19 protein-coding genes are annotated in these 21,899 nt (G+C 65.8%); 3 read left to right on the plus strand and 16 right to left on the minus strand.

The genetic code is table 11. The features are described from left to right. Positions 1-97: 97 nt before the first annotated feature. The 15 genes from EDC22_RS14380 to EDC22_RS14450 form a co-directional block, all read right to left on the minus strand. Entirely contained in the window at positions 98-2,542 is a 2,445-nt protein-coding gene (locus tag EDC22_RS14380; RefSeq protein ID WP_165926920.1) for a DEAD/DEAH box helicase, read from the minus strand. Between the two features lie 239 nt (positions 2,543-2,781). Next, positions 2,782-3,965, minus strand: a protein-coding gene (locus EDC22_RS14385) for an IS3 family transposase (RefSeq protein ID WP_132807378.1) whose coding sequence is annotated in 2 segments (ribosomal slippage) — positions 2,782-3,704 and positions 3,704-3,965 — 1,185 coding nt in all. Because the reading frame shifts where the segments join, the coding sequence is not laid out codon by codon here. Between the two features lie 32 nt (positions 3,966-3,997). Then, a complete protein-coding gene (locus EDC22_RS14390) occupies positions 3,998-4,612 on the minus strand; it encodes an ABC transporter substrate-binding protein (RefSeq protein WP_132807379.1) in 615 nt (204 codons plus the stop codon). Between the two features lie 392 nt (positions 4,613-5,004). Next, entirely contained in the window at positions 5,005-6,294 is a 1,290-nt protein-coding gene (locus EDC22_RS14395) for an ABC transporter substrate-binding protein (RefSeq protein WP_132807380.1), read from the minus strand. Positions 6,295-6,445: 151 nt separating this feature from the next. After that, positions 6,446-7,462: a CobW family GTP-binding protein gene (locus EDC22_RS14400; protein ID WP_132807381.1), complete on the minus strand. Its 1,017-nt coding sequence runs from the start codon at positions 7,460-7,462 to the stop codon at positions 6,446-6,448. Continuing rightward, entirely contained in the window at positions 7,455-7,784 is a 330-nt protein-coding gene (locus tag EDC22_RS14405; protein ID WP_132807382.1) for a hypothetical protein, read from the minus strand. Before EDC22_RS14405 ends, EDC22_RS14400 begins: the two co-directional genes overlap by 8 nt. A 223-nt stretch (positions 7,785-8,007) precedes the next feature. Beyond that, positions 8,008-8,889 (minus strand): polysaccharide deacetylase family protein, encoded by an 882-nt coding sequence (locus tag EDC22_RS14410; protein WP_132807383.1) that lies wholly within the window; start codon positions 8,887-8,889, stop codon positions 8,008-8,010. A gap of 41 nt (positions 8,890-8,930) precedes the next feature. Beyond that, positions 8,931-10,304 carry an amidase gene (locus EDC22_RS14415; RefSeq protein WP_132807384.1) on the minus strand — a complete coding sequence of 458 codons (1,374 nt, stop codon included), beginning with the start codon at positions 10,302-10,304 and terminating at the stop codon, positions 8,931-8,933. 4 nt (positions 10,305-10,308) lie between these two features. Then, positions 10,309-11,415 (minus strand): ABC transporter ATP-binding protein, encoded by a 1,107-nt coding sequence (locus EDC22_RS14420; RefSeq protein WP_132807385.1) that lies wholly within the window; start codon positions 11,413-11,415, stop codon positions 10,309-10,311. 70 nt (positions 11,416-11,485) lie between these two features. Then, positions 11,486-12,718, minus strand: coding sequence for an ABC transporter substrate-binding protein (locus tag EDC22_RS14425; protein WP_132807386.1), 1,233 nt, complete (start codon positions 12,716-12,718; stop codon positions 11,486-11,488). Positions 12,719-12,772: 54 nt separating this feature from the next. Continuing rightward, positions 12,773-13,549 (minus strand): SDR family NAD(P)-dependent oxidoreductase, encoded by a 777-nt coding sequence (locus EDC22_RS14430; RefSeq protein ID WP_132807387.1) that lies wholly within the window; start codon positions 13,547-13,549, stop codon positions 12,773-12,775. A 17-nt stretch (positions 13,550-13,566) separates the two neighbouring features. After that, on the minus strand, positions 13,567-14,298 hold the full coding sequence (locus EDC22_RS14435; RefSeq protein ID WP_132807388.1) for an SDR family NAD(P)-dependent oxidoreductase: 732 nt from the start codon (positions 14,296-14,298) through the stop codon (positions 13,567-13,569). After that, a complete protein-coding gene (locus tag EDC22_RS14440; protein WP_132807389.1) occupies positions 14,295-15,143 on the minus strand; it encodes an ABC transporter permease in 849 nt (282 codons plus the stop codon). The genes EDC22_RS14435 and EDC22_RS14440 overlap by 4 nt, the downstream gene beginning before the upstream one ends. Positions 15,144-15,285: 142 nt before the next feature. Further along, on the minus strand, positions 15,286-16,173 hold the full coding sequence (locus EDC22_RS14445; protein WP_132807484.1) for an ABC transporter permease: 888 nt from the start codon (positions 16,171-16,173) through the stop codon (positions 15,286-15,288). Between the two features lie 47 nt (positions 16,174-16,220). Further along, positions 16,221-17,303: an ABC transporter ATP-binding protein gene (locus tag EDC22_RS14450; RefSeq protein WP_132807390.1), complete on the minus strand. Its 1,083-nt coding sequence runs from the start codon at positions 17,301-17,303 to the stop codon at positions 16,221-16,223. 521 nt (positions 17,304-17,824) lie between these two features. Between EDC22_RS14450 and EDC22_RS14455 the strand changes: the two genes are divergently transcribed. Further along, a complete protein-coding gene (locus tag EDC22_RS14455) occupies positions 17,825-18,835 on the plus strand; it encodes a GntR family transcriptional regulator (protein WP_132807391.1) in 1,011 nt (336 codons plus the stop codon). A gap of 653 nt (positions 18,836-19,488) precedes the next feature. Here EDC22_RS14455 and EDC22_RS14460 read toward each other — a convergent pair. Then, complete coding sequence (locus EDC22_RS14460; protein ID WP_132807392.1) at positions 19,489-19,749, minus strand: hypothetical protein; 261 nt, start codon at positions 19,747-19,749, stop codon at positions 19,489-19,491. Positions 19,750-20,011: 262 nt separating this feature from the next. Between EDC22_RS14460 and EDC22_RS14465 the strand changes: the two genes are divergently transcribed. Both EDC22_RS14465 and EDC22_RS14470 read left to right on the plus strand, forming a co-directional pair. Beyond that, complete coding sequence (locus EDC22_RS14465) at positions 20,012-21,415, plus strand: FAD-binding oxidoreductase (protein WP_132807393.1); 1,404 nt, start codon at positions 20,012-20,014, stop codon at positions 21,413-21,415. Between the two features lie 34 nt (positions 21,416-21,449). Beyond that, the gene (locus EDC22_RS14470; protein ID WP_132807394.1) at positions 21,450-21,887 is read left to right on the plus strand and encodes a GNAT family acetyltransferase; all 438 of its coding nucleotides are present in this window, start codon (positions 21,450-21,452) and stop codon (positions 21,885-21,887) included. The last annotated feature ends 12 nt before the right edge of the window (positions 21,888-21,899 follow it).

The following is a 21,899-nucleotide window of genomic DNA, read 5'->3' on the forward strand; positions in this document are numbered from 1 at the left end:
GGTGATGGAAATCCCGGGGCGCATGGCCCAGACTCGCATGCGACGCCGCTCGAGGGAATCCCTCTCGGGATTCAAATGTCAGACGTGATCCACTAACTCATTCTGTTGTCACTTCGAGTTCCTGAAACTCTCCGGTCTCAGGATTCCAAAGTATCCACGACCACTCTTGTCCTGTCGCCTGGATTTGATCATGCGGAACAAGCCCGATCCCGCCACTCACACGATACGAATAGAAAAGCGTTTTAGTACCGGTACCAAATATGTCAGCCAGCTTGGGTTCGACAATCTCTCGCTCTACAAAATTTCCATTGTGCAATATAGAAACGAAGCTGCCCGGCTTATACACTTGCAACCAGCCGTCGGGAGGCGCTGTGATGACGTCCTGCCCACCTTGCCCCGTTCCGAGGGTCTTCGTCCATTCAATCAGTCTTACTGTCGTTTCTTCACCGACTATGGCTTCTTCGCGAGCGAGATCAGCAGCTTTATCGAGTTGAGTGACATATCGTTCGAACTCCACAAACAGATCTTCCGTCAAACGGAGTCCACCGTATACGCTGTCATATATCACGACAGCATCAGTAAGTCGTTGGGGACCAAATTCCGTAAGTATCGCAATATTCGTATGCGTCGCATCAATATCTCTCGGTGAAATACTCCTGTCACGGCTAATAATACCGAGCAGACCATCTGCCACGCGCTCCCTTACCTTTGCCTGCTGCGTTCCAGAAAACCAAGTATCGCTGATGCGGAGAAGTACACCTGTGGTACGGAAATCCCGCTGCTTGCGCGACATGTTGGGATTTTCCGCACGCAAATCGCGATACAGATATGCTGTCTTTGCTATTGTGTAGCCCTCTACGCTTTCGTTCACTTGCAGGTGGACTTCAGCTACCAGCCCGTTTTTCGCATGCTTAATTCTGCCATCCACAATTCCGTCTGGCGCCAAGCTGAAAGTTACGGTTTTTTTCAGTATTGGCCTTGTCCGCGCTGGTTCTTTCAAAGACGTCACACGGATCGAACGATCGAAACTTCGAGTGCTCCATTCCTGTACTTTGTACGCCCGTCCCATGTGGAGATACGTTGCGCCCGGATATGCTTCTCGAATTGCCTGATTGGTTGCTATATCACCGACCCGCTGCTGGAAGTCTCCTCGTCCCTCCTTTATCTCGAAGTTTGCCTCTCCAACTTGTCTGAGCGGATAGTTGAAGTGGGGTGCATCTGCTCCGATCTGAGCAATGAAATCGAATTCACGGGGCCGCCCGCCTCCTGGCTTGGCGAACTTAACAATCTCGCCGAAGCCCGCCGGCCAGTCTACGCCCGCTGGGAGTGTGGACTGATCGCCCCCAAGCACTTCCACTTCATCGAGCAAACAGCGTGCTTGGGCGAATTGAATAAAACGATTGCCAAGGTAAAGATACGACGGCTCTACCGACCCCTCATAGTAGTCCCGAAAAGTCTCACCAAATCTCCGAAAAGCGCCGGGTGGAGCAATGACGAAGAAAACGCCCGGACCCGAACGGCCAACGCGCCCAATCCGTTGTCTGAAAGCCTTCCGAGACTCAGGCACGCCGAGGTTAACTCCGACTTCCATGTCCGATATATCAATGCCAAGTTCCAGTGCAGATGTGGCTATCACACCGTCAAGACTGCCATCGCGAAGTGCTTTCTCAATTTGCTTACGATCCGCAGCTTCGTAACCGCTGCGATAGGGCAGCACAGCACGATCGTTCAACCTCCTTACGATCCGCTCGACACCCTGCCGTGAATCCAAAAAGGCAATAAAGCGTCGCCGGGTGGAAAGTTGTTTTACGCCGCGAACAATATCCGTCAGCGCTTCCTCACCGGCTGGCCCATATTCGGCGCCATTAACGTGAAAAATCATGCGGGGGAAAAAGGGAGCTCCGTTCTCCGACTCGTCGATGACGGAATAGTGCAAACCGGTTAGACGGTGCAGATGCTCGGCGGGATCTCTAATGGTGGCAGTGGCACCAATGACTTGAAGCTGACGCGCTTTGGAGTGTTGTTGCGTTGCCCGACGTTTTGCAATGATCATCCTGCGCAGAAGGAATGCAACATTACTGCCAAAGACGGACTCGTAAACGTGAGCTTCATCGAGAACAAGAAGCGTTAGCCGTTCCATAAAACGACGGACCAGTCCGCTTCCAACATTTCGCATGAGCCAGGCGTGACACACGTCGGGGGTCATCAACACGATCCGCGCGGACTCAAGCGCATCACTCCTGTCTGCAACCGGAGTGTCACCATCGATCCTCACCACGCATGACGCATCCAGACCGACAAGTGTCGCCATGCGTTGCCACCGCTCGTGCTGGTCCGAGGCGAGTGCTTTTAACGGGTAAAAAACCAGTACTCGTGAGGAGTCATCGCCTAGAATTTTGTGGAAGGCGAGTGTCTGGAATATGAGAGATTTTCCAGACGCAGTGCCAGTAGCGACAACAATATTCTCGCCCCGTAAAAGCTTCTCAAATGCAATAGATTGGTGATGCCAGACTGTGCCGTCGGCACTTATATCGCGCAGCAACGGACCAACCGGGCCAGACAGGAGAGCCTGGGGAATGGACCTGCGTCGTTCGGCTCTACCCGGAAGGTCGATTGTTTCCACTACCTCAAGATTAAGCGAGCTAACCAGCTCCAACGCCATGCTCATCGCTTCCCCCGAACGATACGGAGATCCCCTTTCTGCTCATGCGATCCTGCGGCGATGGACAGACGTTTACAACCGTTAGGTGGCCCTCGTCACGTTGGTGTGACCCCGTTTCTTCATCCAGCCGGAAGCAGAGCCGCGGCATGAGTTTGGCGGTTTCCCGCGGTGGGAGCAAGGGGCGCTCGGCGGAGCTGGTCGGGGTTGCGCAGCCGAGCGCCTGTTGCGGTGAAGGTGGCGGCGTACGCCGCCGGTGAGAGATAGCCGAGCGCCGAATGGGGGCGCGCGGTGTTGTAGTCCTCGATCCAGTCGGCGACGCAGGCACGCGCGTGGTCGAGGCTGCGGAACAGCGTCTCGTTCAGGAGTTCGTCGCGCATGCGGCCGTTGAAGGCTTCGCAGATGCCGTTCTGCATCGGCTTGCCCGGCGCGATGTAGTGCCAGGCGATCCCGGTCTGGGCGCACCAGGCGAGGACCGCGTTCGAGGTGAACTCGATGCCGTTGTCGCTGACCATGAGATCCGGTTTGCCGTGTCGGGCAACGAGGGCTGTGAGCTCGCGCACGACACGCCGGCCGGAGATCGAGGTGTCGACGACCGCCGCGCGGCAGCGTTTCGTCGCGTCGTCGATGATGTTGAGCACGCGAAAGCGCCGCCCGTCCGCGAGCTGGTCGTGAACGAAGTCGAGGGACCAGCGGGCGTTCGGCGCCGCGGCCGCGAGGATCGGCGCCCGCGTCCCGACGGCGCGCTTGCGTCCCCGTCGTTGGCGGACGGTGAGCCCGAGCTCGCGATAGACCCGCTGCGTGCGCTTGCGATTGATCACGACACCCTCCTGCCGGAGCAGAATGTGGAGACGCCGGTAGCCGAAGCGCCGACGCGTCTGCGCGAGCGCCCGCATGCGCTCGCGCAGTGCGCTGTCGTCCCGGCTCGAGCGATAGCGGATCGTCGTCCGGTCGAACCCGAGAACCCGGCACGCCCGCCGCTCACTCATCCCGTGATCCGCCACGAGACGAGCGACCGTCTGCCGCTTGGCGGCGGGCGTCAGGGCTTTTTTCCGAGGATGTCCTTCAGCGCCGCGTTGTCGAGCATCGCGTCGGCGAGGAGCCGCTTCAGGCGGGCATTCTCGTCCTCCAGGCTCTTCAGCCGCTTGGCCTCCGAAACGTCCATCCCGCCGAACTTCGCCTTCCACGCGTAGAACGTCGCGCTGCTGATCCCGTGACGCCGGCACACCTCCGCCGTCCTCGCCCCCGCCTCCTGCTCACGCAGGATGCCGATGATCTGTTCCTCGCTGAACCTCGATCGCTTCATCGTCCGGTCCTCTCGTCAGGCCGGACTCTACCTCAGCCTGGAGGAAATGGCGGGGGTCTCAGCAGGCCTGTTCCAATCGGATGGTCGTTGGCAGGATTGTTCTTGTAGTCAGTCCCCTCGTAAATGTGGCGCGGCGCAATTGGGGCCGATACAGTCTCGAAGGCATAGATGAACGGCGCGAACGGCGCCTTCAGCTTGAACACCACGGTATGGTCATCGGCTGCGTCGATGCTCTCACAGCGCTCGAACGAGACACGGGCTCGTGGGTGGAGTTCGATGAGCATCTGGCTGCAGCTGAAGACAACGTCGTGCGCCGTGAACGGTACCCCGTCGTGCCATTTGGCATTCCTAACGAGGTGGAAGGTATAGGTCAGCCCGTCCTCCGAAATCTCCCAGCTCTCCGCGAGCTGCGGGCGCGGAGACAGGTCGAAGTCGTAGTCGAGAAGACTCTCGAAGATCTTGGCACCCGCGACGATGGTCGGCTGCTGCTGGTTGAGCGGCAGCATCAGCGTCGGCGGCTCAGGCGCGAGCAAGCTCGTCAGACCGCCATTCGGGGTCTGCGCATAGGCCATGCCTTCACGCATAAAGCTGATTCCGGGCAGCGCCATCCCCGCCAGCAGCAGCTTGTTGAAGTCGCGTCGCTTCATGTCTTGTTCCCCTGTCGTTGTCGGCTCGACGCCCTCGCCGGAGCCACTGGGGCTTGCGCTTGCGAGCTAGGCGCCGAGGGGGCGTGCCTGACGCATCGTCAGTTGCACGTCGGGGGAAGGCTATGGAACACCGACCGATGCAACAATATGATGAACTAACAGGGAATCTGCTGAAGTATGTAGACGGACCACAATCGCACCGTCGAATCGCATCACCAGCGGCGAATGTCGGGCCGCATCGTTCATCGGCCGGTATCAACCGTGGCCGCATGCCGGCGTCGGCCGCGCCGTTTGGCGGCATCACGCAGAGTGGGTCTGGCTGAGAAGGCGGCGTCGCCCCATCCGGGAGTTTGTGGAGCCGGGATGCCGCGCACTGGCGTTCCGATCGCACCTCAGGCTGGCATCGCCCGCTGCTCGCCTGTGCCGACGCGGCCGGGCGGCAGGGACTGGGGATCGGCTGCGTCGCGGCTCTGCCGGCCAACCAGCTTGTTCCAGCGGCGGACGAGGTAGTTGTGCTCGTCCATGGTGGTGTTCCAGACGGCGATCCGGCTCGCCCGCTGCCGGTACGAGCCCCCGGCGCGCACTTCGCCGGCGCGCACCGTGACGATGCCCTGTGGATCCGGCAGGTCGGTGGCCGCGACCTCGCCCTCGTACCAGTAGGCCCATTCCGCCGGCGACAGATGCGCCTTCACGGTCTCGGTCACCGACATGTAATAGCCCTGCCGGGCCATCATCGCGCCAGCCCAGCCGTCCAGCCACCAGTTCAGATAGTCGTAGGCGACATCGAGCATTCGCCCGCTGAGGTGCCGGGCAAGGCAGACACCGCCATGCCAGGCCCGATAGCCCTCGATCGGCACCGCCTCGACGACATCGACGCCGCGTTCGCGCAGTTCGGTGATGCCGGGCGACCACATGCTGGCGATGGCGACCGCGCCGGACGCCATGAAATCGGCCGCCTCGTGCGCGGTGCGCCAGAAGCCGTGGAAGTGGCCGGCCCGCTTGCGCGTCTCGAGGAGGTCGATCAGCCGGTCGATCTCCTCGATCGTCAGATTGCCGATATCCTCAAACGACATTTCGCCGCGCGCCTGCGCGGCAAGGGCTGCATCGAAGATGCCGATCGCCGGTTCGTCGACCAGCGCCACGCGGCCGCTCCAGCGCTCGTCCAGCAGGTCCCCCCAGGAAACGGCGGCCTCCGGCCCGCCGTTCACCGCCGTCGGAAGATAGGCAAAGGAGTCGAAGTTGTGCACGGTCGGCAGCATGCTGATCACATGCGTCGGCGCGGCGCCGAGCGATCCGTTCGGCTGCACGAACAGGCGTGTGACGGGTGCGTCGCCACTGCCGACAGGTGCATTGGGGCTGATCCTGCCGGTCTTGGTGAGGTCGCTCACGGCGTCCCAGCGCGTGATCCGGTCGAGTTCGATCGGCTGGATCGCCCGCCAGAACCAGACGATGTCGAGGTTGTGAAAGCACTGGTCGTAGACGTCATAGGTCGTCGGTGCGACGGCGGCCTTGTGCTGTGCGCTGAGGAAATCCAGCACTTCGAACTGCAGGTCGATGCCAAGGTCGGCCGCGGCCCGGTCGCGAACGATCTCGAGCAGCGTGATTTCCGTCCCCAGAACCCGCAGCCTGGGACGTCCGGCGGTGTTGAGGTTCGGTGATCTGGGCTCGAACGGGCGGGTCATACCGGCGGCCTTCGCAAGGTATCGTCGAGCCGGCCCGTTGCGCGGTCACGGCGCCGACAACATCGCGAAATCCGCACCTCGGAAAGAACCTGCATGGCTGGAGACCGATCTGATGCCGAGTTAGGGGCAAGGGCAGGTCCGGTGCAAGCGGTCAGCGCCTGCCGGACAGGCGGTTGAACGTGTCGAGCGAGCGGCGGATCAACGCCGGATCGAGTCCGTCGACGATGAAGACAATGCGCGAGCGCCGGTCGCCGTCCGGCCACGCGCGCATGTGGACCGGTGGGTGCACGACGTGCTGGACTCCGTGCACCGCGACCGGATTGGGCTCGCCGGCGACGTTGATGATGCCCTTCACCCGCAGGACCTGCCGGCCATGGCGGTTGAGCAGCATGGCAAGCCAGATCCCGAACGCGGTCCAGTCGATCGGCCGGTCGATGACGACGGCAAAGGCGCGGATGCGATCGTCATGGTGATGGTGGGCATGGTTCCGTCCTGGCGGCGGGATGTCCGCCCGCGCCGGTCTGTCGAACGGCTCGGCGAGCAGCAGCCGGTCGGCCGTGATCACCTCCTCGGCGGCGAGCGTGACGGTCGCCGCAGGATTGATCGCGGCAAGGCGCGACAGCAGCCTGTCGATGGTCTCGCGCGTCGTGATGTCGGTCTTGGTGATGACGAGGTGATCGGCCACGGCTGCCTGGCGCAGCGATTCCTCGTGGGTGTCGAGCTGGCCGAGCCCGTTGGCCGCATCGACCGTGGTGATCACGTTGGCCAGCCGGAAGTGGTGCCGCAGCACCGGATCCGAGCGGACCGTCGAGACGATCGGGAAGGGATCGGCAAGCCCGGTGCTCTCGATCACCAGACGACGGAACGGTGACACGGCCCCCTGAGCGCGTTTCGAATGCAGTCCGCGGATCGCCTCGGAGAGTTCGCCGCGGATCGTGCAGCAGACGCAACCCGACTGCAGCAGCACCGTCGTCTCGTCGATCCGGTCGATCAGATGGTGATCGAGCCCGACTTCCCCGAACTCGTTGATCAGCACCGCCGTGTCGGCGAGCGCGGGGTCGTCGAGCAGACGGCGCAACAGCGTCGTCTTGCCGGAGCCGAGAAACCCCGTCAGCAGGCTGACGGGCGTGAAATCCGGGATCGCATCGTCGGGACGTGGCTCAGCCATCGGCAGCATCCAACGCGTCGAGCACAGCGGGGGAGAGCGGATCGCAGGGGGCGCCCGTCAGCCGTTCGGCCGCCATCCACAGATGCGCGAGATCCTCGACGATCTCGGTCTTGCCGGTGAGCGTCGACAGCAGGAAGGCGTTGCCCTGCCAGTCGGAGAGCGTCAGCCGGAACGGGCGGAGTGCCCGGTTTGCGATTCGCACGCGATTGGCCCGTTCGCGGCGGCGGGCCACGCCATCGGCATTGCGCGTATAGACACCCGGCCGTGGCGCCGCGTCCGTCCAGTGCTCATTGCCGCCGAGCACGCCGCAGAGCGAACACATCCGATCTTCTTCCTGGCCTCAAAGGTGACGCGGGTGAATGCCCGTGCCTCCTCCTTGCATCCTCTGTCCGCGATCCTTATCGCTGATCCATCTGCCGTCATCCCGGCCGCAACGACGTGGAGAGCCGGGAGAGCCGCCCGCCGCAGACGTCAAGTCCTGCCTCCCGGTCCCGGATCGGCCTGCGGCCGTCCGGGATGGCGGGCGGAAGACACGTGCCGTCGGCTCACTTCTTGCGCGGGAAGCGCCGGGCAAAATCGTCTGCGATCTCGTCCATCGTCACGAACTTGACGCCCGGATGGCTGATCATGTGATTGTAGAGGCGTTCCAGCATCATCAGTACCTGCGGCCGACCGGAGACGTCGGGATGGATGGTGATCGGGAACACCGCATAATCCATCTCCCGGTAGACCCAGTCGAACTGGTCGCGCCACATCTCCTCCAGATGGCGCGGGTTGACGAAGCCGTGACTGTTCGGCGCCTTCTTGATGAACATCATCGGCGGCAGATCGTCGAGATACCAGGAGGCCGGGATCTCGATCAGGTCGGTCTCGTGGCCGCGCTTCAGCGGCACCATCCAGTCGGACGGCTTCTTCGAATAGTCGATCTTGGTCCAGGAATCGCCCACCCGCACATAGTAGGGCGTGAAGTCGTTATGCATCAGCGAGTGATCGTACTTGATGCCGCGCTCGAGCAGCAGCTCGTTGGTGACATTCGAAAATTCCCACCAGGGAGCGACGTAGCCGGTCGGCCGGCGACCGGACAGCTTGGTAACCAGCTCGATGCACTTGTCGAGCACCTCGGTTTCCTGCTCGCGGGTCATCGCGATCGGGTTCTCGTGGCTGTAGCCGTGGATGCCGATCTCATGGCCTGCCTCGGCAACGGCCTTCATCTGTTCGGGGAACGTCTCGATCGAGTGGCCGGGAATGAACCAGGTGGTCTTGATGCCCCAGCGCTCGAACAGGTTCAGCAGGCGCATCGAGCCTACCTCGCCGGCGAACAGGCCACGCGAGATGTCGTCGGGCGAGTCCTCGCCGCCATAGGACCCGAGCCAGCCGGCTACGGCGTCGACATCGACGCCGATGCTGCAGAAGATTTCCTTGGCCATGTCTGCCTCCTTGGAGTTTGGGTGGGTTTGGGTGTCGGCTGTCAGCCGGGTGTCCCGCGGATCGCCTGCTCGACGTGTCCGGCAAAGGCGAGCAGAGCATCGTCATGCCCGGACGGCGCGTTGAGCAGGAAACCGGTCGGCATGCCGTCCGCGTCCGTGCCGCAGGGGATCGTGACCCCACACCAGTCGAGGAAGCTCGCCAGCATGGTGTTGCGCAGCACCCGCGCGTTCACGGCGAAGAAGGTCTCGTCGTCCGCCTCGAGGGGCGCGAGCCTCGGTGCGACGCAGGCGACGGTCGGAAAGGCGATGAGACTGCCGGCCGGCACCGCCTGCGCGGCTGCGGCCATCAGCCTCGTGCGACCGGCGATCAGCGCCGCGCGATCCTCCGCGCCGATGCGTCCGCCAAGGCGGGCGCGGGCGACGACGCGCCGGTCGATCGCCTCGGCGTCGGGACCGGTCACCATGGCGGCGAGCCCGTCATGCGCCTCGGCGGCGACCAGCGTGCCATGTCGGGCGAACAGGTCGCGGACGTCGTCGAGCACCGGAAGGGCGCGCCGGTCGATGGCGATGCCCGCTGCTGCGAGCCGTTCGAGCGCGGCCTCGAAGGTAGCGGTGACGGCCGGCTCGGCCTCCTCGAACACGACATTCGTCGGCACCACGATCCTGTGCGGCGCAAGCGCAGCAGGTGCGGGCGGGGGAGCGGCCATGCCCCGCATCGCCGCATCGACGAGAACCGCGTCCTCGACGCTGCGGCACAGCGGGCCGAGCGTGTCCAGCGACGGTGCGAGGGGATAAACCCCCGCCATCGGGTAACGGCCGCCGGAGGCCTTGTAGCCGACGAGGCCGTTGAAGGCCGCCGGTATGCGCACCGAGCCGCTGGTGTCGGAGCCCATTGCCACCGGAACCAGACCCCGGGCGACGGCCACGGCCGATCCCGACGACGATCCGCCGGGAATGCGGGCCTCGCCCGTGCCGTACGGGTTGACGGGCGTGCCGTAGTGAGGGTTGAGACCGAGGCCGGAGAAGGCGAACTCGGTCATGTTCGTGCGCCCGACGGTCACCATGCCGGCGGCAGCGAGGCGGGCAACGATCGGAGCGTCCGCCACCGCCGGCGCTGCGGAGGCAAGCACGCGCGAACCTGCGGTGGTCGGCACGCCGTCGAGGTCGAACAGATCCTTCCAGGCGATCGGCACGCCGTCGAGCGGCCCGGCCGACGTGCCCGATTGCCGTCGGCGGGCCGCGGCCGCGGCCTCCCGGCGGGCCCGCTCGGGGGTCAGGATCGTGAAGATCGCCCGGTCATCGCACGCGGCGATCGCGGCCAGAACCTCCTCGACGAGGTCGCGCGGATCGATCTTGCCGGCCGCGATGGCCCGCCCCAGTTCGGCAGCCGTGCGGGAGTCGCGGGCGCTGCTCATCGCATCACGCCGCAATCACGGTCGCCTCGTCGGGCGACCAGCTCAGCAGCACCTGCGATTGCGGACGAAACGCGTCGCGCGGGTATTTGTCGACATGCCCCTCGAGCAGGATCGACATGCCATTTGCAAGGTCGATGGTCAGATGGGCCAGGTGACCGACGACTTCGCTGCGGCTGACCGCGCCGGTGAGGACGTTGCCCGAATAGCGCGCCGCGATCGCCTCGCGGTCGGCGCCGTCGATCCGGTGCGCGTCGAGGGCCTCGCCCGGGACGACCAGCTTGGCGCGCGTCTCGGCCGCAAGGCCGTTCACGGCGTGGCCGGTGAAGCGGCCGAGCGGCGTCTCCACGACGGCCCGTTCGCCGGCGCGCTCGCGGACGATCCCGTCGAGGATCGTGTTGCGGCCGATGAACTGCGCGACGAACGGCGTCTGCGGCCGCCTATAGAGCACATGCGGCGGGCTGATCTGTTCCACGCGCCCCTGGTTCATCACCACGATCCGGTCCGACAGCGCGAGCGCTTCGGACTGCGCATGGGTCACGAACACGAAGGTGATGCCGAGCGTCTTCTGCAGGATCTTGAGTTCGTTCTGGATCGCCTTGCGCAGATTGGCGTCGAGCGCACCGAGCGGTTCGTCGAGCAGCAGGATCTCGGGTTCCACCACCAGCCCGCGGGCGAGCGCGATGCGCTGCCGCTGGCCGCCCGACAGCCGGTCGGGCTTCTGGTCGGCGATCGCGGTGAGATCGAGCGTCTCCAGGATGCGCTCGACCCTTGCCTCGCGCTCGGCCCGAGGCATGCCCTTCACCTCGAGCCCGTAGCCGACGTTGCGGCGCACGCTCATATGCGGGAACAGCGCGTAGTTCTGGAAGATCATCGAGGTCGGCCGCCGCTCCGGTGGCAGCTCGTTGATCCGCCGGCCGCGGATCAGGATGTCGCCCGACGTGATCGTCTCGAACCCTGCGATCATTCTGAGCGTGGTCGTCTTGCCGCAGCCGGAGGGGCCGAGAAAGGCGATGAACTCGCCCTTGGAGACGGCAAGATCGAAGTCGATCACGGCAGGCGTGCCGTTGTCGTAGACCTTGCCGACCTTGATCAGTTCGAGATCGTAGCCCATCGCCTCTCTCCGTCGGATGGGACGACGGGAGTTCTCGTCCCGCCGTCCAGTCATCCTCTCTCTTCCGCCATCAGGCGCTGAGGAACTCGTCCCAGCGCTGGATCAGATGGTCGTACTCGTCCGGCCACTGATGCCAGTAGGCGACGTTGGCAGCGCGTTCCTCGAGCGAGCCGCCGTCGCGCAGGTCACCTTCCTTGATGCCGCGCTCTTCCGGGCCGACCCAGGGCTTGCCCTCGTACCAGAAGGCATACTTCTCGGGCGGCATCACATCCTTGATGTTGGTGGTCGGCGAGTAATAGCCCTGCTCGGAGACGGTGATGCCTGGCGGTCCGGACAGCCAGTAGTCGGCGTAGGCGTAGACCGCCTCCTTGTTCGGCGAGCCGGCAATCAGGCTCGGGCCGATCGCCCATGCGCGGTAGCCCTCCTTCGGAACCGCGTACTTGCACGGCTTGCCCTGCGCCTTCACCGCCATCACCGCCGGCTGCCAGGCGTCGCACACCACCATCTCGCCGGAAGCGAGCAGGTTGACCAGTTCGCCGAAATCGCCCCACAGCGCCCGGAACTGGCCATCACGCTTCTTCGAGATCAGGAACTTGGTCGCCTCGTCGATCTCGGCGACGGACGGATTGCCGGGGTTCTTGACGTCCGACAGGCCGAGCGAGTTCATCGCCATGATGGCCTGGCCGAAGGCAATCAGCGGATCGGTGTTGAGGCCCGACTTGCCCTTCCACTTCTCGTCGAAGATCGCCGTCCAGGTGTTCGCCTCCTCGTCCGAGACGACCTCTGGGTTGTAGCCGATCGAGTCGTAATTGTAGACGGCCGGCACCATCCACAGCGACGTCTGGCTTTCGTCGGTCCAGATCTGGCCGACGATCTGCGAGCGGCGATCCCACTTGTCGCTTGCCTTGGTGAAGGTATCGCGGATGTTGGCCCAGTTCTTCAGCGACGCAACCGGGATCGGCTCGACATTGTTGGTCATGACCACCGCCGGCAACCGCTCGGCGATCGTCTCCCAGACGTCGTAGTCGCGCGAGCCGGACAGGATGCGGGTCTGCGCGTCGGGGAAGGTGGCGGCGGTGCCGGATGTCGCGCCGACGCCGGACTTCTCCTTGAAGTCGGCGAGGATGCGTTCCTGCACCGTCACCGACAGGCCGATCGTCCGCAGCTGCTGCGACGCCAGGTTGGTCGCCTGGGCGTAAGCCCGCTGCGACGACAGGAACGGCGTTCCGCCGCCGAGCGCCAGCGCCATAGCGCCGGCCGTCCCCTTCAGCATCCTTCGCCGTGTCAGTTCCAGCTTGTCCATTGTCTCAACCTCCGGAGTTGTCGTTGACATCCTTGCGGCGGTGCGGCCGCGCAGTCAGTAGCGGCCGACCAGCAGGCCGCCATCCACCACCACGGTCTGTCCGGTCATGTACCGGGCCGCGCTGGAAGCCAGGAAAACGATGACGTCGGCGATCTCCTCGGGCTCGCCGATGCGGCCCATCGGAATGAAGGCGCCCGCCGCCTCGGCGCCCGCCGGTCCGAGCGAGTGCTCCTCCGAGAGAAGCTGGGCGGTGCGGATGTAGCCGGGCGCGATGCCGTTGACGCGGATACCGGAGCGGGCGAGCTCCACCGCGAGCCCCCGGACCAGGCCGACGACGCCGGACTTCGCCGCGGAATAGTGGACGTGCTCGTCCCAACCATAGGCGACGCCCATGATCGAGGAGACGCAGACGATGGCGCCGGCGCCGCGCGCCTTCATTGCCGCGAGCGCCGGCCGGACCACGCGGATCATGCCCTTCAGGTCGATGTCGAAGGTCAGATCCCACTTCTCGTCGTCAAGCCGGTCGAGCGGTACCCGGTGGGCGATGCCGGCATTGGCGACGATGACGTCGACCGCCCCGCGCCGGGCCTCGATCGCAGCGACGACCGCCTCGGCCTCGGCGGTCGAGCGAACGTCGAGCCGCATGAACTCGGCCGAGCCGCCGGCCGCCCGGATCGCCGCGGCGACCCCCTGCCCCTCGTCCTCCAGGATGTCGGTGACGACGACGTGATCGCCCGACCGCGCGAAGGCTTCGGCGGTCGCCTTGCCGATGCCGATGCCGGCGCCGGTGATCAGCACGGTGCGGGCGGGATTGGAAGTGCTCGATACCATGTCGGTGTCCTTGCAGGTCAGAGCATCACATCGCCGGAGTTCGGCCCGAGCGTCTGGCCGACGAACAGGCTCGCGCCGGGCGAGGCGAGGAAGGCAACGGCGGCCGCGACCTCTTCCGGCTCGCCGAAGCGGCCGAGCGGCAGTTCGGCGGCCTTGCGCTGGCGCCAGTCCTGCGACAGCGCCATCACCAGCGGCGTGTTGATCGGACCGGGCGCGACCGCGTTGACGCGGACGCCGCGGTTCGACACCTCGCGGGCGAGCGCCTTGGTCATGCCGATGATGCCGGCCTTGGCAGCCGAATAGTGGGTGAGCTCGATGCCACCGATCTGGCCGAGCTGCGAGGCGACGTTGACGATGATGCCGGCGCCGCGGTCGAGCATCCCGCCAATCACCGCGCGGGTCATCAGGAAGGTGCCGCGCAGATGGACCGCGATCATCCGGTCGAAGTCGGCAGTGGCGAGCTGCTCGAACCGTGCCTGGTGCACGTGGCCGGCATTGTTGACGAGAATGCCGACGGCACCGAAGGCGGATTCCGCCGCCGCGACGATCCCTGCAACGTCCGCTTCCTGCGACACGTCGCCGGCGATGCCGGTCGCCTGGCCGCCGGCGACGCGGATCTCGTCTGCGACGGCCTCGGCACGGACCGGATCGAGATCGTTGACCGCAACGGCGTGTCCGTCGGCGGCGAGGCGCAGCGCGATGGCGCGTCCGATTCCCGAGCCGGCGCCGGTGACGATCGCGGTGATCATGCCACGTCCTCCTGGATGGCGAAGCGCCTTGCGCGACGGACCGACAGACCCATCAGCACCGCGTAGACAGCCAGCAGCGCGAAGGAGAACAGCGTCGTCAGCACCCCGAAGGCGAAGACATTCGGGTGGATCTCGATCGAGAAGGTGCCGTATATCGCCAGCGGCAGCGTCAGGTCGCGCCCGGACGCGAACAGCGTGCGCGAGAACTCGTCGTAGGACAGCGTGAAGGCGAACAGCATCGCCGACAGGACGCCCGGGAAGATCAGCGGAAATGTTACCTTGCGGAAGGTGCGCGCCGGCGACACCCCGAGCGACCAGGCGGCTTCCTCGACGCTCGCATCGAAGCGGTTGAAGATCGCCAGCATCACCAGGAAGGCGAAGGGCAACGTGTAGACGACATGCAGGACGAAGGCGGTGCTCCACCAGTGCCGATCGATGCCGAGGAAATTGGCGACCAGCGCCATGCCGAGGCCGACCAGCACGCCCGGCACCATCATGCCGAGCACGATGAGATAGAACACCAGCCCGGAGCCCTTGAAACGCGACCGGAAGGCCTGGGCGGAGGCGACGCCGAGCACGGTCGAGACGACCATGGTCATGAAGGCGAGAGTCAGCGATCGCAGCAGTCCTTCGTAGATCGGCAGCGGCGCGACGCGCGAGGGCGGGGTCAGGCCGACCAGGTGGCGGTACCAGTAGGTCGACCACTCGATGATCGGAAACTGCGGGCCGCCTTCGGGGCCGGCCTGGAAGGAGAGGATCGTCAGCACCGCGAACGGGCCGTAGAGGAACAGCAGGAACAGCCCGGTGTAGATGGCGAGGACCGGCTTGATGACGGTGGACTGCATGGCTAGCACCCGCATTCGGAAACGGACGGCGCGGAGGGAGCCCGGCCGCTCTCGCCGGGACGGGCGCGGCGGGCCGTGATCGGATCGTTCGATCTGCCGGTGAAAACCGATCGCATGTGTCGTCCTCCCCTGATCCCGGCCGCTAGAGCTCTTTGCGGAGGTTGACGATGCGCAGCAGACCGGCGACCACGATGCCCATGATCACCGTCAGCACGACGCCGACCACGGCGGCGAAGGCCCATTTCAGCGAGCCCACCTGCGTGACGATGATGTTGCCGAGCATGTTGACCTTGCGCCCGGACAGCGCCGCCGAGGTCGCGAACTCGCCGAGCACCATCACCGAGACGAAGATCGAACCCACCACGACACCCGGCATCGACAACGGCAGGATGATCGTGCGGAAGATGCGCAGGAAGCCGGCGCCGAGATCGCGCGCTGCCTCGATCACGTTGAGATCGATGCGGGCGAGCGTGAAGGCGATCGGCCCGACCATGAACACGCAGTAGATCTGCGTCATGCCGATGACCACCGAGAGCTCGGAGAACAGCAGCGCCTCGATCGGCTGGGAGGTGATGCCGAGCCCCTGCAGCACGATGTTGATCGCGCCTTCCTTGCCGAGCATCGGCCGCCAGGCCAGCACGCGGATCAGGAAGGAGGTCCAGAACGGGATGACGCACAGCACGAGTAGCGCCGTCTGCAACGTCCGGTTGCGGACGAACAGGCCGACGAACAGCGCCGCCGGATAGCCGATGAGGAGTGTCGCCGCCAGCACCGTCAGCCAGATCCGGACCGTCGTCCACAGGGCGGCGAGATAGGTCTCGGACGTGAAGAAGGTGACCCAGCTCTTCACCGTCAGCGTCGGCTCGATGGTGAAGGTGGTCTGCGTCCAGAACGAGACGTAGACCATCATGGCGATCGGCAGCACCAGGAACAGCACCATCCAGACCACCGCCGGCGCGATCAGCCAATAGGCGATCCGCTGCCGGTTCGCGGCCGGAGAGGCCGGCCCCTCGTTCGTTGCTTCGCTCATCGTGGTGGTTGTCATCCGGCAACGGATCCCTGGTGCGATGCTGGCGCTCAGGCGAAGACGATCGCGTCCTGCGGCCGCCAGACGAGGCCGTAGCGCTGTCGTTCGGTGTAGGCCGGCGGGGCCCGATGACTGAGATGCGCCTCGACCTCGACCATGCCGCCGGCATCGAGGGCGAAGAACGAGGTGACCGACGCCCCGGTATATTCGCTGGCGACGAAGGTCGCCTCGATGCGGACTTCGTCGGGCGAGGCCCCGGCCCCGGCGGGTCGGACCTCGATGCGGTCGTACCGCACCGCGTAGGCGCCCTCGCGACGACCGCCGGTCGTCTGGCGAACCGCGCCGGCGATCGGGAACCGACCGGCCGCCGTGGTGAAGGTGTCGTCGGCGAGCTCGCCGGTGAACAGGTTGTAGCAGCTGAGGAAGCGCGCCACGTTCGGGCTGGCTGGCCGGTCATAGACGCTGGCGGCGTCGCCCACCTGGGCAATCCGCCCGCGGTCGAGCACGACCACCGTATCGCCCATCGCGAGCGCCTCGGTCTCGCTGCCGGTGACATGCAGGAAGGTGATGCCGAGCCGCTCCCGGATCGCGCGCAACTCGCTGCGCATGCGAGCGCGCAGATTGGCGTCGAGCGCACCGAGCGGCTCGTCGAGCAGCACCAGCTTGGGCTCTGTCACCAGCGTGCGGGCCAGCGCCACACGCTGCCGCTGGCCGCCGGAAATCTGGTCGATGCGGCGACTCTCGAGTCCGGTCAGGCCGACGAGCGCGATCATGTCCCGCACCCGGGCGTCGGCGAGGCGCGGGGCGAGCGGCGCCTCCTCGCGGTTGACGAGGCCAAAACCGATGTTCTCCTTCACCGACAGATGCGGGAACAGCGCGAAATTCTGGAACACAAAGCCGATGCCGCGACGGTGGGCCGGGACGCGGTCCATCGGCCGCCCGGCAACCACGACCTGTCCGGCGTCCGGCTCCTCGAAACCGGCGATCACCCGCAGCAGCGTGGTCTTGCCCGAGCCGCTCGGGCCGAGCAGCGAGACATATCGATCTGCGGCAATGCGCAGCGACACGTCATCGAGGGCGACGACATTGCCATAGGACTTGCTGAGACCGCTGACGAGGAGAGCGTTGGTCATGGCCGCCCCACGCCGTCAGCGAAACGAGCCGATTGGTGCGGCCGCAACGGCCCGCACAGGTCGACCTTTGGTCGCCATCGTTCCTGTCCCCTCTCGTTGAGGCCCGCGCCTGCGCGCCCACGACCGTCGCCGCGGGCGGCCCGCCTCGTCCTCCCGGCGGCCTGCCTGTCGATGGGAGGCTAGGATAAATGATTTTTGTATGCAATAGTTTTGTTGCATTCGGAGCAACGCGACATGCTGGATGACCCGGAGCCGTGCCGGCAAGGCGCCGGAGAAGGTCGGAGTACTCAGATTATCCGACAATGCATGATGGGATCGGCATCGTGCCGGCGCCCCACCCTGACAGGGTTGGCGATGCCGATGCCGGGAGCGGATGCCGCCTTTCGCATCAGCATCGTGATGCAATTGTACGCAATAGCCATTTCATTGGTCCCGGAAACGGGCGTCCGACAGGCTCGCGTGCGGAGGCTACCGGAGGCATGATGGTCGCTCCGAACCGCCAGCAGAGGACGCTGCCGTCCATGAGCAAGGGGCCGCCATCAGTGTCGGCGCTGCGCCGCTACGAGATTGTCGAGCGCATCCTGCGCCGCAATATCGAGAAGGGTCAGCTGCCCCGCGGTCTGGTCCTGCTCGAGGGTCCGATCGCCGAGATCCTGCAGACCAGCCGCGCCCCGGTGCAGCGCGCCCTGCAGCTGCTCGAGGCGGACGGCCTGATTCACCGCTTCGACGGGCGTGGCTATCTGGTCGGCCCGCCGGGCTGCGGGGCGGAAGCGCTGCGCACCGACATCAAGGCGCTGGGGCTGGAGATCCCTCACGAGGCGGGGGCAGCCCTGCTCAGCCGCGGTTCGTGGATGCGCATCTACGAGACCGTCGAGACGGATGTCGCGGCCTGTATCGTGTTCGGCCAGTTCCGGCTGGTCGAGGCGGAGCTCGCCCGGCACTTCAGCGTCAGCCGGACGGTGGTGCGCGACGTGCTCGGCCGCCTGCAGGAGCGCGGGCTCGTCCGCAAGGATCAGAGCTCGCACTGGGTGGCGGGGCCGCTGACCGCGCGCTCCATCAAGGACCACTTCGCGCTCCGCGGGATCCTCGAACCGCCCGCGCTGGTCGATGCTGCGCCGCATCTCGACCGCGACCGGCTGGCCCGCCTCCACGCGCAGTTCCGGGCCGCCGAGACAATCGACACGGACGACGAGGATGACAGTCTCGAGGCGTTCGAGACGCTGCTTGTCGATACCTGCGTGCTGACCACGCCGAACAACCGCCTGGCGCAGATGATCTGCGACAATCTGCTGCCGGTCCTCGCCGCCGACCGGGTCTTGCGCCAGCTCGGCCTGCCGGCCGACCGCAGTGCCATCACCGAGCATCGCATGATCGTCGAGCTGCTGTTGCGCGACGCGGTGGCGGCGGCGGCGGAAATGCTGTCGGCGCACATTGCCGCCGCCGCCGGCCGCAGCCTCGCCCAGATGAAGATCGTCGCCGTGATTCCCGAGCCGGCGCATCTGGCGCCTTACCTGACCCGGGAGGCGTCCTGAGGTCGGACCATTCAGCTCGGGGCGGGACGAGGCGCCGGGCCGGGACAGGAGCGGTTCATTGTTTCACCGGCCCGACGGGCCGCTCCAACCTGCTGTTTCGTCGCACTCTCGGGCGCAGACCCGGAGGCCGGCATCCGGTGACCCGACCTCCACCCAACGACATGCGTGAGCGTGTTGTTGAGGCGGTTTGCCGCAAGGAGAGCTGCCGCGCCGTTGTGACGCGGTTCGGTGCCGCGGTTTCCTGGGGCATGCAGCAGCCGCAGCGTCGTCGGGTGAGCGGATCGGTCGCGCCAAGCAGGAGGGGCGGGCGCCGCCGGCCCATTCCGGAGCCGCACCGCGCCTGCGTCGGGTCGAAGGCGTGCCTGCGCACAGCACCAAGAAGATGCCGTTCGGCACCTTGCGGTCATCGAGCGGCAACCGGCCGTTGCGCACCTCGCCGGCGCCGGGCAGCAGCGGCGCGACGATCGCCCTTTCCCCATCTCTGAGATCAAGCCGCGCCAACTCGGGACCGCCATCGATCGGAAGTCTCGAGTCACTAGCCCGACAAGGCCTCAAGAACGTCGGGTGCAGAACCCGGATTCCTTCCGGATCAGCGCAGGCCTTCCGCCGGAACCGGTTCCTGCGGCAGGCGCGACCGGACTGCCGGTGCGGAGCTACGTGCACTGCGCCTCGTAGATCATGTCGCCGACCTTGATAAGCCCCTTGAGCACCGCTCCGGCCGTCGCACCGACCCCCGGAATCAAACCGATGAAGCCCGAGACGGTTTCCAGGATCGGTTTGGCTGCCTTCCAGAGGCTGCAGAAGTCGGATGCCTTGGCGGAGGCCGCCATCGCAACTCCGTCGGGCGCTGCGGCAGCGGCCGCCGCGACCTCGTCGGTGATCAGCCTGGCGGCCGTTGCCGTATCGAAAGCCATTGTCGCCTCCCCGTTCCTCTCGCTTTGCGTGCATTAGAGTTAATAGTATCGTATAAGTTGTTCCTTGTCGCAAGCCCGTCCGGCGCAGCCCTCAGCGTCTGGTCATTCCGGCCCGCACCGCCGCGCACCGTGCATCGCTTCACGGCCTCGATGAACCGTGCCCGCCGTCTTGTTCGTCGCGAGTCCAGAAGACGAACCGGTTTCCACGTCCCGGCAAATTGCTCTAGGGTCGCGATCCCTTCCATTCGGACTGGCGGCGTCCATGACTCCCGAGCTCATCGATCGGTTCGCCTCTCTCGTCGGCCCTGGCCAGGCGCTGTCCGCGCCCGGCGATATCGAACCGTTCATCGTCGAACACCGCGACCTGTATCGCGGCGTGACACCGCTGGTGCTGCGGCCGGGTACGGTTGCGGAGGTCTCCGCCATCCTGAGACTGGCCCACGAGACCGGCACCGCCATCGTGCCGCAGGGCGGCAATACCGGGCTTGTCGGCGGCCAGATCCCGCACGCCGGCGAGATCGTCCTGTCATTGTCGCGGCTGAACGCGATCCGGGCGGTCGATCCGGAGGGCGACACCATCACGGTCGAGGCCGGCTGCATCCTCGACCAGGTGCACCGCGCCGCCGAGGCCGTCGACCGGCTGTTTCCGCTCAGCCTTGGCGCCGAGGGGTCCTGCCAGATCGGCGGCAACCTGTCGACGAATGCCGGCGGCACCGCGGTGCTGGCCTATGGCAATGCGCGCGACCTGGTGCTCGGCCTCGAGGTCGTGCTGGCCGACGGTCGGGTCTGGAACGGCTTGCGGGCGCTGCGCAAGGACAATACCGGCTACAGCCTCAAGGACCTGTTCATCGGCGCCGAGGGGACGCTCGGCGTCATCACCGCGGCGGTGCTGAAGCTGTTTCCCCGCCCGCGCGCCCAGGCGACCGCCCTCGCCGGCGTCGCCGACCCCGCCGCGGCACTCGGCCTGTTCCGGATCGCTCGGGCGAAGGCCGGCGGTCAGCTCACCGCCTGCGAGCTGATCCCGCGGATCGGCATCGACTTCGTTCTGCGCCATTCGGCCGGAAGCCGCGATCCGCTCGCCGAGCCCCATCCCTGGTATGTGCTCATCGAGCTGTCCTCGCCGCTCGAGGACGCCGACCTTGACGCCCTCATGCAGGCAATTCTCGAACATGCCCTCGAGGCCGGGATCGTGGCGGACGCGGCGGTCGCTGCCTCGATCGACCAGGCCCGCGACTTCTGGGGCCTGCGGCTGAAGATGTCGGAGGTACAACGCGCGGAGGGCGGCTCCATCAAGAACGACGTGTCGGTGCCGGTCGCCAGGGTGCCGGACCTCATCGCGCGGGGCATCGCGGCCGCCGAGGCGATCGTCCCCGGCATCCGACCGGTTCCGTTCGGCCATCTCGGCGACGGCAACATCCACTTCAACTTCAGCCAGCCACCCGGCGCCGACCGCGCCGGATTCCTTGCCCAGTGGGGACCGGTCACCGACGCGATCGACGCGATCGTGCTCGATCTCGGCGGCTCGATCTCCGCCGAGCACGGCATCGGCCATCTGAAGCGGCATCTCATGGAACGGATCAAGCCGCCGGTCGAGCTCGAGCTGATGCGCACCCTCAAGGCGGCGCTCGATCCGAAGGGGATCCTCAATCCCGGCAAGGTCGTCTAAACCGACAGGCCTCGCCGTGAGGACACCCGGCCCGATGTCTCCGCTCCAGATCACCGAATTGACCGACGCCGACATCGAGGCGGTCGTGTCGCTGTGGACCCGTTGCGGGCTGACGCGGCCGTGGAACGATCCCTACGCCGACATCGCCCTGGCGCGGTCCTCGCCGAACGCGACGGTGCTCGTCGGCCGCAGCGGCAGTGCGCTCGCCGCCAGCGTCATGGTCGGCCACGACGGTCATCGCGGCGCGGTCTACTATGTCTCGGTGGACCCGGACTTGCAGTCTTGCGGTTTCGGCCGGCAGATCATGGCGGCAGCGGAAGACTGGCTGCGGTCGCGCGGGATCCGCAAGCTCAACCTGTCGATCCGCCCCGAGAATGCCGGCGTGACCGCGTTCTACGAGGCGCTGGGCTATGACCGGCAGGAGCTGATCAGCATGTCCAAGTGGCTCGATCCGGCCCGCACCCCGGCCTGACGCAGGTTGCCG

The sequence above is a fragment of the Tepidamorphus gemmatus genome (assembly GCF_004346195.1).
Classification (GTDB): domain Bacteria; phylum Pseudomonadota; class Alphaproteobacteria; order Rhizobiales; family Tepidamorphaceae; genus Tepidamorphus; species Tepidamorphus gemmatus.

What these genes read in the sequence shown, in the direction of transcription:
- EDC22_RS14390 (WP_132807379.1), bottom strand. Translation starts at nt 4,612, where the DNA reads ATGAAGCGACGCGACTTCAACAAGCTGCTGCTGGCGGGGATGGCGCTG.
- EDC22_RS14395 (WP_132807380.1), bottom strand. Translation starts at nt 6,294, where the DNA reads ATGACCCGCCCGTTCGAGCCCAGATCACCGAACCTCAACACCGCCGGA.
- EDC22_RS14400 (WP_132807381.1), bottom strand. Translation starts at nt 7,462, where the DNA reads ATGGCTGAGCCACGTCCCGACGATGCGATCCCGGATTTCACGCCCGTC.
- EDC22_RS14405 (WP_132807382.1), bottom strand. Translation starts at nt 7,784, where the DNA reads ATGTGTTCGCTCTGCGGCGTGCTCGGCGGCAATGAGCACTGGACGGAC.
- EDC22_RS14410 (WP_132807383.1), bottom strand. Translation starts at nt 8,889, where the DNA reads ATGGCCAAGGAAATCTTCTGCAGCATCGGCGTCGATGTCGACGCCGTA.
- EDC22_RS14415 (WP_132807384.1), bottom strand. Translation starts at nt 10,304, where the DNA reads ATGAGCAGCGCCCGCGACTCCCGCACGGCTGCCGAACTGGGGCGGGCC.
- EDC22_RS14420 (WP_132807385.1), bottom strand. Translation starts at nt 11,415, where the DNA reads ATGGGCTACGATCTCGAACTGATCAAGGTCGGCAAGGTCTACGACAAC.
- EDC22_RS14425 (WP_132807386.1), bottom strand. Translation starts at nt 12,718, where the DNA reads ATGGACAAGCTGGAACTGACACGGCGAAGGATGCTGAAGGGGACGGCC.
- EDC22_RS14430 (WP_132807387.1), bottom strand. Translation starts at nt 13,549, where the DNA reads ATGGTATCGAGCACTTCCAATCCCGCCCGCACCGTGCTGATCACCGGC.
- EDC22_RS14435 (WP_132807388.1), bottom strand. Translation starts at nt 14,298, where the DNA reads ATGATCACCGCGATCGTCACCGGCGCCGGCTCGGGAATCGGACGCGCC.
- EDC22_RS14440 (WP_132807389.1), bottom strand. Translation starts at nt 15,143, where the DNA reads ATGCAGTCCACCGTCATCAAGCCGGTCCTCGCCATCTACACCGGGCTG.
- EDC22_RS14445 (WP_132807484.1), bottom strand. Translation starts at nt 16,173, where the DNA reads ATGAGCGAAGCAACGAACGAGGGGCCGGCCTCTCCGGCCGCGAACCGG.
- EDC22_RS14450 (WP_132807390.1), bottom strand. Translation starts at nt 17,303, where the DNA reads ATGACCAACGCTCTCCTCGTCAGCGGTCTCAGCAAGTCCTATGGCAAT.
- EDC22_RS14455 (WP_132807391.1), top strand. Translation starts at nt 17,825, where the DNA reads ATGAGCAAGGGGCCGCCATCAGTGTCGGCGCTGCGCCGCTACGAGATT.
- EDC22_RS14460 (WP_132807392.1), bottom strand. Translation starts at nt 19,749, where the DNA reads ATGGCTTTCGATACGGCAACGGCCGCCAGGCTGATCACCGACGAGGTC.
- EDC22_RS14465 (WP_132807393.1), top strand. Translation starts at nt 20,012, where the DNA reads ATGACTCCCGAGCTCATCGATCGGTTCGCCTCTCTCGTCGGCCCTGGC.
- EDC22_RS14470 (WP_132807394.1), top strand. Translation starts at nt 21,450, where the DNA reads ATGTCTCCGCTCCAGATCACCGAATTGACCGACGCCGACATCGAGGCG.